This window comes from Pseudomonas sp. P20 (genome assembly GCF_016463925.1).
In the GTDB taxonomy this organism is placed as follows: domain Bacteria; phylum Pseudomonadota; class Gammaproteobacteria; order Pseudomonadales; family Pseudomonadaceae; genus Pseudomonas; species Pseudomonas aeruginosa.
On the sequence record NZ_JAEMVM010000016.1, the window covers coordinates 175982 to 188297 of the forward strand.

Consider the following 12316-nt stretch of genomic DNA (forward strand, 5'->3'; position numbering starts at 1 on the left):
AGGACTATGTGGAAATCCATTCTCGCCATCGCCCTCGGCGCCGCCCTGGGGGCGTTGCTGCGCTGGTTCCTCGGGCTCAAGCTGAACAGCCTGCTGCCCAGCATTCCCCCCGGCACGCTGCTGGCCAACCTGGTCGGCGGCTATGTCATCGGCGCGGCGATTGCCTATTTCGCCCAGGCGCCGGGCATCGCTCCGGAATGGCGGCTACTGATCATCACCGGGTTCTGCGGCGGCCTGACCACTTTCTCCACCTTTTCCGCCGAGGTCGTCAGCCTGCTTCAGGAGGGCCGCCTGGGCTGGGCCGCCGGGGCCATCGCGACGCACGTCAGCGGCTCGTTGCTGATGACTCTGCTGGGGTTGTTCTCGATGAACTGGATGCTGGGCAAATAGCGTAGCGGGAGGACCGACCATGCAAGGCTATCAACTGACCTTCATCACCCAGCAGGGGCGCTGCCACCAGGGCCAGCCGATCTGCGACTGGCTGCTGCAAGAGGCGCGCCGCCTGGGCGTGCGCGGTGCCACCGCGTTGGCTGCCAGCGAAGGCTTCGGCCAGAGCGGCCGGCTGCATTCGATGCATTTCTTCGAGCTGGCCGACCAGCCGCAGGAAATCCTCATGGCGGTCGATCCCGAGCAGGCAGAACGGCTGTTCGAGTCGATCCGCCAGGCCGGCGTGCGGCTGTTCTACATGAAGGTGCCCATCGAGTTCGGCGTGCTGGGAGCGGACGAACCGTCTCCCTGAACGCGGTTTTCGCCGGCGCCGCCGTTGCGCTGTCCTCGCTTCTCCGGTCGGTAGAGCATCAGGCGGTACAGGCCGAGGCAGATCAGCCAGTCGAACAGCATCGTCCACAGGTTGTGCGAGAGGAAGTGCGCACCTTGCAGCATGCGCGACAGCGACAGCAGGCAGCCCATGGCGAAGGCGAAGGCCAGGGCGTAGCGCGCCAGCCTGGGCTTGCGGTCGCGCAGGGCGAAGAACAGCGCGAACAGGACGAATCCGGACGATGCGTGCCCGCCCGGCCAGCAGCGTCCGGGGTGCTCGGTCGGCGGCCGTGGGCTGAGCAGCGAACTATAGGTTTCCTCGCCGCCGAACTGCGCCAGGCTCCAGGGGCACTGCACGGCGGTGAGCGCCTTGAGCGGAGTGACTATGCTGGCTGCAAGGCTCATGGCGAGGAACACATAGGCCAGCGGCCTGCTCAGTGCGCGCCATGGCCGGTGGAACAGTCCGGCGATGGAGACCAGCAGGCCGAGGACGCTGATGGCGATCACCAGTTGCTTGACCCGGTCGTGCAGGATGTTCTCCAGGAACCAACTGTGCCGGCCGATGAAGCCGGCGCCCGGGTCGTACATCAGGTTGGCCAGGGCGAGGTCGAGGGTCACCGGCTCGAAGGCCAGCAGCAGTGCCGCCAGGCCCAGCGGCAGGGCGAGGAACAGCCAGGGGTTGAATGGACGGGAAGGGGAATGGACGGCGGCCTGGGTCATGCGATCTCCAACGCTGGCGTTGACGTTCTCTTGACTTCGACGCTGGTTAAATCCACCGCCGGGGTTCGTGCGCATCCGCAAAGCCGCTATGATCGGCGGCCATGGAAGACGCCATGCAGTCTCTGGTGGCGAGCGTAGAGCCGGTGTGAATCGCCGGTGAAGAATCCGTAAATGCGCGAGAGGCGCTCAATCGGTCTTCCTGCGAAGGAGTGGGACATGCGAATACTGGTGGTCGAAGACAACCGCGACATCCTGGCCAACCTGGCCGATTACCTGTCGCTCAAGGGCTATACCGTGGATTGCGCGCAGGACGGGCTGTCCGGCCTGCACCTGGCGGCCACCGAGCACTACGACCTGATCGTGCTCGACGTGATGCTGCCGGGAATCGACGGCTATGCCCTGTGCCGGCGCCTGCGCGAAGACGCACGGCGCGACACCCCGGTGATCATGCTCACCGCCCGCGACCAGTTGGACGATCGCCTGCAGGGGTTTCGTTCCGGAGCCGACGATTACCTGGTCAAGCCCTTCGCCCTTTCCGAACTTTCCGCACGCATCGAGGCGGTGCTGCGTCGCGCCCAGGGTGGCGGCCGCCGCGAGCTGAGCGTGGCCGATCTCAGCTATGACCTGGATACCCTGGAGGTCAAGCGCGCGGGCAAGTCGCTCAAGCTCAATCCGATCGGCCTAAAGCTGCTCGCCGTGCTGATGCAGAAGAGCCCCCATGTGGTGCGCCGGGATGCCCTGGAAGAAGCGGTCTGGGGCGACGACTGCCCGGACAGTGACAGCCTGCGCAGCCACGTCCATCAACTCCGTCAGGTGATCGACAAGCCATTCTCCGTGGCCTTGCTGCATACGGTGCATGGCGTCGGCTACCGCCTGGCGGAGGAGCCGAATGGAGTATAAGCAGAGCCTCGCCCGCCGGATCGTCATCGCCTTCATGCTGATGACGGTCGCCGTGGGGGGACTGTTCTCCGCCGGCATCGTCGGCGTGGTCCACATCATCGAGGAGCGCCTGATTTCCCGCGACCTGGGCGGCGAGCTGGAGCGCATCCTGCGCGACGACCTGGCCCAGGGACGCAACCCGGTGCTCGATCCCGGCATGCGCTTCTTCATCAGCGACGGCCAGGGCTCCTACGCCATGCCGCCGGCGCTGGACCAACTGGATGTCGGTTTCCACGAAGTGTTCGAGGGCGACTTGTCGTTCCATGCGCTGGTGCGCGACATCGATGGTCGCCGCTTCGTCCTGCTGCAGGACCAGAGCGATTTCGAAGCGCGCGAGCAGGTGCTCTACGCCTCGGTGCTGACCGGCTACGTGCTGAGCATCGCCCTGGCCGGCCTGCTTGGCTGGATGCTCGCGCGCAAGGTGATGGAGCCGGTGGTGCGCCTGGCGCGCCAGGTGCGGCATCGCGAACAGTTGCTCGGTCTGGCGCCGCCGTTGGCGCCGGACTACGCCAACGACGAGGTCGGCGAGCTGGCCGCTTCCTTCGACGAGACCCTTGGCCGCCTGCGCGACGCGCTCAAGCGCGAGCAATTGTTCACCAGCGACGTCAGTCATGAGTTGCGTACGCCGTTGATGGTCATCGCCACCTCATGCGAACTGCTGGCCGAAGAACCCAGCCTCGGCCCGCGCGCCCGTGGCCAACTGGAGCGGATGACCAAGGCCACCGAGGAGATGCGCGACCTGGTGCAAACCTTCCTGTTGCTGGCGCGTGCGCAGAAGGGCGAGGAAAGCCTGGCGCCCCACGGTAGCCTGGAGAGCATCGCCGACGACCTGGTCCAGGTCTGGCGCGAACAGGTCGAAGCGCGAGGACTGACCCTGCACTACCGCAACGAAGGTGCCTGCGCCGGCCAGTTCAACGCGCCACTGCTGCGCGCGGTGATGGGCAACCTGTTGCGCAACGCGACCCACTACACCGATGCCGGGAGCATCACGCTGACCCTCGACGAGCATGGTTTCAGCGTCGAGGACACCGGGGCGGGCGTCCCGGAAGAACAACGCGAACGCATTTTCATGCCCTTCGTTCGCGGCAGTTCCAGCTCCGGGCGCGGCGAAGGCCTTGGCCTCGGGCTCTCGCTGGTGAAGCGGATCTGCGCGGCCGAGGGCTGGAGCGTAACCCTCAGCGCGGTGGAGCCGCACGGCTGCCGGTTCGAAGTTTTACTCGATGTTGCTTGACGAAAAATTCACCACCCCTTGACCCGAGCTTGACGGCTGGATTCATACCGTTCGTCTCATGAATCCTGGAGTTCCCGTCATGAACAATCCGCCTGTCGACCTCGACTTTTCTCACAAGTATGATCGCGAGCATGCTGAGGCCTACCTGAAGAAGCATCAGGACGGCCTCGCCCGGAAACTTTCCCACCGGCGCGACGTCCAACTCGCCCGGCACGCGCTGAAGCTCGCGGGGCAGCCCAACCTGGTGCTCGACCTGCCCTGCGGCGCCGGACGCTTCTGGCCGCTGCTGGCGGAAAAGGACAACCGGGTGATCATCGGCGCCGACAATTCCGCGGACATGCTGGCGGTCGCCTGCGCCGGCCAGCCGGACGGTGTGGTGAAACGGGTACGGCCCTTGCAGACTTCCGCTTTCGCCATCGACCTGCCGGACAGCTCGGTGGACAATATCTTCTGCATGCGGCTGCTCCACCACATCGGCGAGGCGGACGATCGACGCGTCCTGCTCCGCGAGTTTCACCGGGTCACGCGGGACAGCGTGATCCTTTCCCTCTGGGTCGATGGCAATTTCAAGGCCTGGAAGCGTAGGCGCATGGAGGCACGGCGGGTAGCGAACGGGGAACAGACCGGCTACCAGAACCGCTTCGTGTTACCAGCCGAAACGGTCGAGCGCGAGTTCCGCGACGCCGGCTTCGTCGTCCAGAAGCATCTCGATTTCATCCCGCTGTATCACATGTGGCGGGTCTATATCTTGCGAAAGGAATAACGATGGCTCCCGATCTGGCATCCCTGCAACGTATCTCCGGCGACTCCGCCATCGACCAGTGGTTGCAGGTACCCGGCAGCTGGGTCGAGGAGCCAAACGAGCGCCGTGGCGGGGCCAGCGGCGTGCAGCGGGTGTACACCGGCGATGGACGGCTGCTCTATCGCAAGCAGCAGACCGGCCACGTCTACCGCGACTGGCAGCGCCCTTTCGGCTATCCCACCGCCATGCGCGAGCGCGATGCGCTACGGGCCTTCGAGTCGCTCGGTATACGCGTGCCGCGCCTGGTCTATTCCGGCTGCCGCAAGGTCGACGGGCAATGGCAGGCGCTGCTGGTGACCGAAGCCCTGGAGGGTTTCTCCAGCCTCGACGAGTGCTATGCGCGCGGTGACCAGGACCGCTGGGGCGAAGCGAAGCACCAAAGAATTCTGCAACAAATCGGCGCTACCATTGCCCGGATGAATCTCGCCCACTGGCAGCACGGTTGTCTCTATCCGAAGCACATCTTCGTCCGCGTCGAGGGTGAGGCCATCGAAGTAGCGCTGATCGACCTGGAGAAGAGCCGCCGCCGCCTTACGGTGAACAAGGCGTCCCAGCACGACCTGAAGCAGTTGAAGCGCCGTTCGTCGTGGACTGGCGCGCAGTGGCAAGCCTTCATCTATGGTTACCAGACGGCGTTTGGCAGCGCCATCAAAGGGTTGCAGACATGAAATTAGAAATCACTCGAGGTTTGTTGCTGGTCGGCGCTCTCGCCGTGGCTACAGCCGCGGCTGCCGCCTGGCACGAACCCGCGCCGAACGTGGTGCAGATGAGCGGCGGTCATGAGTACTGCCCGACGCCTTCGGCGCTCAAGGCCGAGCGGCCGACGCGTCAGGAGGTCCAGCCGAACAAGGACATCCTGCTGCTGATGTTCGGTCTTTCCCAGGGGGGAGCCAGCCTGTCGCGCTGAGTCTCCTTGTCGAAAAAGCCCCGCCTTGGCGGGGCTTTTTCATGGGCGATGAGATCGTCGGAGGCATGGGCTGAATAAGGACCAGGCCTCATGCGCCACCCTGCCGCAGCGCGCCAGGCTTGCCCTAGGCGACCTGGAACACGTGCTTGAGGTAGTGGATGAAGTCAGGGTCCCGGCATTGCGCCTTGCCGGGCGTATCGGAGATCTTCGCCACCGGATGGCCGTTGCAGGCGCTCATCTTCACCACGATGTTCATCGGCTCGACGCCCGGCAGGTCGCAGGTGAAATGCGTGCCTATGCCGAAGCTGACGTTGATCCGGCCCTGCAGCGCGCGATAGATCTTCAGGGCCCGCGGCAGGTCGAGGCCGTCGGAGAACACCAGGGTCTTGGTCAGCGGGTCGATGCCCAGCTTGAGGTAGTGGGCGATGGTCTTTTCCGCCCACAGCAATGGGTCGCCCGAGTCGTGGCGGAGGCCGTCGAAGAGCTTGGCGAAATAGAGGTCGAAGTCGCGCAGGAAGGCATCGGTGGTGATGCAGTCGGTCAGCGCGATGCCGAGCAGCCCACGGTATTCGCGGACCCAGCAGTCCAACGCGGCACTCTGGCTGTCGATCAGGCGCGGACCGAGCTGCTGGTGGGCCATCAGCCATTCGTGGGCCATGGTGCCGAGGGGCTTGAGGTCGAGCTTGCGTGCCAGGTGGACGTTGCTGGTGCCGACGAAGCAGCCCGGAAAGTCCTCCTTCAGACCGCTCACCACCGCCTCGTGGACCCGATAGGAGAAGCGGCGGCGGGTACCGAAGTCGGCCATCTTGAAGCCGGCCAGTTCCTCGGCGCTGGCCTCCCGGCGCAGCCAATCGAACTTTTCCTGCAGGCGTTCGCGCGCCTGCTCGACGGTGGCGGCCGGGTAGCGGGCGCGGTTGCGCACCTCGCTGATCATCGCCAGCAGCGGCACTTCGAAGAGGATCACGTGCAGCCAGGGACCTTTCAGGCGCAGGAAGAATTCGTCGTTCTCGATGCCGGTCTGCACGTAGCGCGGGTTGAAGCGGAACAACCCGAGGAAGCGGATGAAGTCCGGCGCGAGGAAGGGAATCCGTTCGAGGAAGGCCAGTTGCTCGTCGCTGATCGCCAGGCCCGCCAGGTATTCCAGTTGTTCGCGGATGGCCGGCAGGTACAGGCGCAGGTCTTCCTGGTTGCGGCAGCGGAACTCCCATTCCACCTCGGCGTTGGGATAGTTGTGCAGCACCGCCTGCATCATGGTCAGCTTGTAGAAGTCGGTATCCAGCAGGTTCTGCACGATACGTTCGGAAAAAGCGCTCTCGGCCATGCTCGTCTCACCACTGCGTTTCAGCGGGCAGTCTACTGGAGGCGGCTGCCGGCGGACATAGGATCGCGCCCGGAGGGCTGTGGGATGGGGCGACAGCGCCGGCGGACAGCGCTGTTGTCGCTGTCCGCCGTTTCCGATCAGTGTGCGTTTGCCGCTTGCGTCACGCCTGGCGGGGCATCCGGCCTGGCCACCAGGGTGTAGATGCACGGCAGGACGAACAGGGTGAAGAGGGTGCCCACCGACATGCCGGTCGCGATCACGATGCCGATGTCGAAGCGACTGACCGCCCCGGCGCCGGTGGCGAGGATCAGCGGGATCACCCCGAGCACCATCGCCGCGGTGGTCATCAGTACTGGCCGCAGGCGGATCGCGGCGGCCTGCTCGATGGCCTCGCGACGCCCCAGCCCCTGTTCGTGGCGCAACTGGTTGGCGAACTCGACGATCAGGATGCCGTGTTTGCTGATCAGGCCGATCAGTGTCACCAGGCCGACCTGGGTATAGATGTTCAGGCTCGACACGCCGAGGAACAGCGGTATCAGCGCACCGCAGATCGACAGCGGCACGGTGACCATGATCACCAGCGGATCGCGGAAGCTTTCGAACTGTGCGGCGAGGACCAGGAAGATGATCGCCAGGGCCAGTCCGAAGGTGACCAGCAATGCGCTGCCTTCCTGCACGTATTGCCGGGAAGCGCCGGCGTAGTCGACGGCGAAGCCACGCGGGGCTTCCTCGCGGGCGATCTGCTGAACCGTCTCGATGGCCTCGCCCATGCTGACGATGGGGAAGCCGGAGATGATCGCCGAGTTGAGCTGCTGGAACTGGTTCAGTTGCCGTGGCCGTGCCCGTTCGTGGGTCTCGATCAGGGTCGAGAGGGCGACCAGTTGGCCGTTGCGGCTCTTCACGTAGTAGCTGCCGAGCCAGCCGGGATTGTCGCGATAGGGGCGTTCGACCTGGGCGATGACCTTGTAGCTGCGCCCGTCGATGGTGAAGCGGTTGATCTCGCCCTCGCCGAGCAGGCTGGCCAGCGCCACCCCCAGGTCCTGCATGGAGACGCCCATCTGCGCGGCCTTCTCGCGGTCGATGTCGACCACCAGCTCGGGTTTGTCGAACGCCAGGTCGAGATCGAGGAAGGCGAACTTGCCGGACTCGCTGGCGCGCTGCTTCACCCGTTGCGCCACTTGCAGCAGCGACTCGTAGTCGTTGGCGGTGTTGAGCACGAACTGGAATGGCAGGCCCTCGCCGGTGCCCGGTAGCGACGGCAGGTTGAAGGCGAAGATCTGCACGCCGGGAATCTCGTTGAGCTTCGCCTGCACCGCATGGAGCAATTCCATCTGGCTCTTTTCGCGTTCGTCCCAGGGCTTGAGCAGCATGCCGCCGATGCCGGCCTGGACGCCGTTGTAGCCGTTGATCTGGAACGCCGAGTAATACTCCGGGAAGCTGCGGAAGATGCCTTCGAACTCGGCGGTGTAGCGATTCAGGTAGTCGAGGTTGGCGGTTTGCGGCGAGTTGGTCATGAGGAACACGATGCCCTGGTCCTCTTCCGGCGCCAGCTCCTTCTTGGTGAACATCAGCAGTACCGGGATCAGCGCCAGTACCAGCACGGCGAACACCAGAACCACCGGACGGGTGTCCAGGGTGCCGTGGAGGGCGCGCTGGTAGCGTCGCTTCAGGCCCTCGAAGATCAGGTCGAGGCGATGCGCCAGGCCCGAGGGATTCTCCTCGTGGCGCAACAGGCGCGAGCACATCATCGGCGACAGGGTCAGGGCGACGATCCCGGAAATTATCACCGCGCCGGCCAGGGTGAAGGCGAACTCCTTGAACAGGGCGCCGGTGAGGCCGGTGAGGAAGCCGATCGGCGCGTAGACCGCGGCGAGGGTGATGGTCATGCTGACCACCGGTACGGCGATCTCCCGCGCGCCCTCCAGGGCAGCCTCGAAGGGCGGCTTGCCCTCCTCGATGTGGCGGTGGATGTTTTCCACCACCACGATCGCGTCGTCCACCACCAGGCCGATGGCCAGGACCATCGCCAGCAGGGTCAGCAGGTTGATCGAGTAGCCCATGGCCTGCATGAAGAACAATACGCCGATCATCGACAGCGGAATGGTCACCACCGGGATCAGTACCGAACGGAACGCGCCGAGGAACAGGAACACCACCACGATGACGATCAGCACCGCCTCGCCGAGGGTCTTCACCACTTCATCGATGGAGGCCTGAATGAAGCGCGTGGCGTCGTAGGCGATGGACACCTTGAGGTTGGGCGGCAATTGCTCTTCCAGTTCGGGCATCTTCGCCCGCACTTCCTTGATCACGTCCAGCGGGTTGGCGCTGGGCGTGCCCTTGATGCCGATGTAGACCGAGGGAATCCCATTGAACGAACTGATCGCGTCGTAGCTGGCGGCGCCCAGTTCGACCCGTGCGACATCACCCATCAGCACCCGGCGGTCGCCGTCGGTCTTCACCGGGATGGCGGCGAAGGCCTGGGGCGACTTGAGGTCGGTGGAAGCATTGACGCTGGTGACCACCAACTGGCCCTTCACCTCGCCGGCGGCGGCGAGGAAGTTGTACTGCTGCACCGCCTGGTTGATCTCGCCGGCGGTGACGCCGAACGCGGCCATCTTCACCGGGTCCAGCCACAGGCGCATGGCGAACACCTGGTTGCCGAGGATCTCCGCCTCGGCGATACCGGGCAGGGTCGCCAGCTTGGGCTGGATCACCCGCGACAGGTAGTCGGTGATCTGCGGGTTGTTCATCTGCTCGCTGTAGAAGCTGATGTACATCAGCGCCGAGGCGTCCGCGGCCTCCTTCTGCAGCACCGGGTCCTCGGCGTCCGGCGGCAGCTGGCTCTTCACTTCGTTGGACTTGGCCAGCAGCTCGGTGACCAGGCGATCGGTATTGGCGCCGATCCGCGCGTAGATGGAGATGGTCGAATAGTTCTGCCGGCTCACCGAGGTCATGTAGTCGATGCCTTCGGCGCTGGCCAGGCTCTGCTGCAGCGGCTGGGTGATGTAGCCCTGGATGGTTTCCGCGTTGGCGCCGGCGTAGAGCGTGGTCACCGTGATCAGCGCGTTCTCCATTTGCGGATACTCGCGGATCACCAGCTTGCTGAAGGCCTGCATGCCGAGCAGGACGATCAGCAGGCTGACCACGCTCGCCAGGACCGGACGACGGATGAACGGATCGGTAAAAGCCATGTTTCAGTCCCTTGGCAAGCCTTCCGCCACGGAGTGGGAAGGCGCGCGACTCAGTGCTCTTGCTGGAGGTCCCGCTCGGCGACGATGGCCACCGCGGCGCCGTTGTCGAGCTTCAGTTGCCCGGAAGTCACTACCTGCTCGCCGCCCTCCAGGCCTTCGAGCACCACCGCCAGGCCTTCGCGGCGTTCGCCGATCCTGACGAAGCGGCGCTCGACGACCCGTTGCGGCTGGCCCTTGTCATCCTTCGACACCTGGCCCTGCTCGTCCTTCTTCTGCCCGACGACGTAGATCGAGTCGCCGTAGAGGGTGAAGGTGATCGCCGTCTCCGGCACCACGACGCGTTGTTCCTCGCCAGGCAACATCACCTCGAGGTTGGCGAACATGCCCGGCAGCAGCTTGCCGTCCGGGTTCTCCAGGGCAGCGCGGACCTGCAGGTTGCGGGTCTCGTTGTCGACCTTGGGGTTGATGGCGGCGATCTCGGCGTCGAACACCTGGCCGGGGTAGGCGGCGACCCGGACCTTCACCAGCTGGCCGCGGCTGAGCAGGGGGAAGTCCTGCTCGGGCAGGTGGAAATCCAGGAGCAGGGTGGAAAGGTCCTGCAAGGTGGCGATCGGCGTCCCGGGCGAGACGTAGTCGCCGACGTCCACCTGGCGGATGCCGATGGTCCCGGCGAAGGGCGCGAGCACGCGCTTCTTCGCCAGCGCCGCCTTCAGCTCGGCGACGGTGGCGCTGGTCTTGGCCCACTGCGCGGCGAGACGATCGAATTCGCTTTTCGAGATGGCCTTGCTGCCGATCAGTTCGCGGCCGCGCTGGTACTCGGCCCTGGCCAGGCCGAGATCGGCCTCGGCAGTGCGCAGGGTGGCTTCCTCGACGTCGCTTTCCAACTGGATCAGCGGTTGGTCCAGCTTCACCTGGTCGCCGGAAAGGAACAGTACGTCGCGTACCGTGCCGGAGACTTCGGCGGTGAGGGTCACGCCCTGGAATGCCTTGAGGCTGCCGATGGCTGGCAGGCGGCTCTGCCAGGGACGCTTTTCGGCCAGGCTGGCGGTCACGCTGATCGGCGGTTTCGGTGCGCTGAAAAGGGCGATCTGCTGACGGATGGAGTAGACCTTGTAGCCGGCGAGAATCGCCACCACGGCGATCACCGCGGCGAGCATGATCAACATGCGGCGGAGCAACATAATCCTGGTCCCTGGTATGCCGAGAGCGCCCCGTTTCGGGGCGAATCCGACACATTACGTGCAGCTTTCAGGGCTTGTCAAAGCACAGGATTGGCGAAAGATTTCAAGCGTGTTGCAGGTCGCTTCCGACTTTCGCGGACCGGTATGGCGAGAGGTTGATGCCGTGCTCTCAGGCCAGGTGCAGGTGGTTGTCCCAGAGGCCGGCAGGCAGCTCCAGCGGTTGCGCGGCGATGCGCTCGCCCTGGCAGTCGTAGAAGCGGCAACGGCCCTGTCCGGACGTGACGACGAAGCCGTTCTTCACCGCGCCCACGCCGGCGCAGTCCGGCAACGGCGCGTCGAGGCGTACGGCACCGCTGTCCAGGTCCCAGATGAAGAAACGGTTGCCGCGCGGGGCGGTCAGGGCCACCAGGCGCAGGTCGTCGTGGATCGCCACGCTGGCGGTGTACTGGGCCATCGCCAGGCGCTGCTCCTCGGCCACCGGGAAGGCTTCGAAGGGACGGCCGGGGCGCTTGATCGCCAGCAGGTCGGCATGTTCGTGGGCATCGCCCATGAACTGCTGGCCGGCGACGATGGTGCCGTCGCGACCGATCGCCAGGTGGCGGACGCTGTTCATCTGCTGCGCCAGGGTTTCCTTGGACAGCAGGTTGCCGTCGCGGCGCATCAGCACCAGGCTGGGCTCCATGGCGTCGAGGTTCATCTCGACCCGGCTTTCCGCCTCGGTGCGAATGCCGCCATTGGCCACTACCAGGGTCTCGCCGTCGGGCATCCAGGAAACCTGGTGCGGCCCGAGGCCGTGGGTGGAGATCTCGCCGCTGTGCTGCAGTCGCTCGCCGTCGAAACGGTAGACGCCGAGCACGCCGCGACCGGGATCGGTAGTGTCGTTCTCGGTGGCGTAGAGCCACTCGCCGCTCTGGTGGAACACGCCGTGGCCGTAGAAGTGGCGGTCTTTCTGCGAGACCAGGGTCTGCAGCAGGCGACCGTCGTTCAGGTCGATCAGGTAGCTTTCGGTGCCTGGCCGGCGGGCGACGAACAGCGCCAGCGGCAGGCTCGGGTGCTGGACGATGTCGTGGCAGCGCTGGGCCACGCGGGTGGCGAACTGGCACTTGCCGTCCAGGCGGTAGCCCACCGCGTAATGCTGGCCATCGGCGTCGTCGCGCGCCGATAGCACCAGCGGTTGGCTACCCAGGCGGCTGAAGCTCCAGCCGCCGAAGGACAAGGCGCCGAGCAGCAGGCTGCCCAGGCCGATCACATGACGTCGCAGCATG

12 protein-coding genes are annotated in these 12316 nt (G+C 65.3%); 7 read left to right on the plus strand and 5 right to left on the minus strand.

All coding sequences use genetic code 11. The features are described 5' to 3' along the window. Window positions 1-6: 6 nt before the first annotated feature. Window positions 7-390: a fluoride efflux transporter CrcB gene (gene crcB, locus JHD77_RS21610; protein ID WP_003094051.1), complete on the plus strand. Its 384-nt coding sequence runs from the start codon at window positions 7-9 to the stop codon at window positions 388-390. Window positions 391-409: 19 nt separating this feature from the next. Further along, the gene (locus tag JHD77_RS21615) at window positions 410-739 is read left to right on the plus strand and encodes a DUF190 domain-containing protein (protein WP_003094048.1); all 330 of its coding nucleotides are present in this window, start codon (window positions 410-412) and stop codon (window positions 737-739) included. On the opposite strand, the gene JHD77_RS21620 is transcribed toward JHD77_RS21615, so the two are convergent. Continuing rightward, window positions 682-1476 (minus strand): phosphatase PAP2 family protein, encoded by a 795-nt coding sequence (locus JHD77_RS21620; protein ID WP_031755907.1) that lies wholly within the window; start codon window positions 1474-1476, stop codon window positions 682-684. The two genes, JHD77_RS21615 and JHD77_RS21620, sit on opposite strands and share 58 nt — an antisense overlap. 216 nt (window positions 1477-1692) lie before the next feature. Here JHD77_RS21620 and JHD77_RS21625 point away from each other — a divergent pair, with 216 nt between their 5' ends. The 5 genes from JHD77_RS21625 (at window position 1693) to JHD77_RS21645 (ending at window position 5355) form a co-directional block, all read left to right on the plus strand. After that, entirely contained in the window at window positions 1693-2376 is a 684-nt protein-coding gene (locus tag JHD77_RS21625) for a response regulator transcription factor (protein ID WP_003094039.1), read from the plus strand. Then, window positions 2366-3646 carry a sensor histidine kinase gene (locus tag JHD77_RS21630; protein ID WP_003094037.1) on the plus strand — a complete coding sequence of 427 codons (1281 nt, stop codon included), beginning with the start codon at window positions 2366-2368 and terminating at the stop codon, window positions 3644-3646. The genes JHD77_RS21625 and JHD77_RS21630 overlap by 11 nt, the downstream gene beginning before the upstream one ends. Window positions 3647-3725: 79 nt before the next feature. After that, entirely contained in the window at window positions 3726-4409 is a 684-nt protein-coding gene (locus JHD77_RS21635) for a class I SAM-dependent methyltransferase (protein WP_003094031.1), read from the plus strand. A 2-nt stretch (window positions 4410-4411) separates the two neighbouring features. Further along, a complete protein-coding gene (locus JHD77_RS21640) occupies window positions 4412-5116 on the plus strand; it encodes a lipopolysaccharide kinase InaA family protein (RefSeq protein WP_003094029.1) in 705 nt (234 codons plus the stop codon). Then, a complete protein-coding gene (locus tag JHD77_RS21645) occupies window positions 5113-5355 on the plus strand; it encodes a hypothetical protein (RefSeq protein WP_003102660.1) in 243 nt (80 codons plus the stop codon). Before JHD77_RS21640 ends, JHD77_RS21645 begins: the two co-directional genes overlap by 4 nt. A gap of 124 nt (window positions 5356-5479) precedes the next feature. Here JHD77_RS21645 and pncB read toward each other — a convergent pair whose 3' ends face one another. The 4 genes from pncB to JHD77_RS21665 all read right to left on the minus strand — a co-directional run bounded on the left by pncB (window position 5480) and on the right by JHD77_RS21665 (window position 12315). Then, window positions 5480-6676 carry a nicotinate phosphoribosyltransferase gene (pncB, locus tag JHD77_RS21650; protein ID WP_003102657.1) on the minus strand — a complete coding sequence of 399 codons (1197 nt, stop codon included), beginning with the start codon at window positions 6674-6676 and terminating at the stop codon, window positions 5480-5482. A 137-nt stretch (window positions 6677-6813) separates the two neighbouring features. Then, on the minus strand, window positions 6814-9870 hold the full coding sequence (gene mexW, locus JHD77_RS21655; protein ID WP_003141256.1) for a multidrug efflux RND transporter permease subunit MexW: 3057 nt from the start codon (window positions 9868-9870) through the stop codon (window positions 6814-6816). 50 nt (window positions 9871-9920) lie between these two features. Further along, complete coding sequence (gene mexV / locus JHD77_RS21660) at window positions 9921-11051, minus strand: multidrug efflux RND transporter periplasmic adaptor subunit MexV (RefSeq protein WP_003102651.1); 1131 nt, start codon at window positions 11049-11051, stop codon at window positions 9921-9923. Between the two features lie 169 nt (window positions 11052-11220). Next, window positions 11221-12315 carry a DUF1513 domain-containing protein gene (locus JHD77_RS21665; RefSeq protein WP_016852101.1) on the minus strand — a complete coding sequence of 365 codons (1095 nt, stop codon included), beginning with the start codon at window positions 12313-12315 and terminating at the stop codon, window positions 11221-11223. Window position 12316 lies beyond the last annotated feature (1 nt).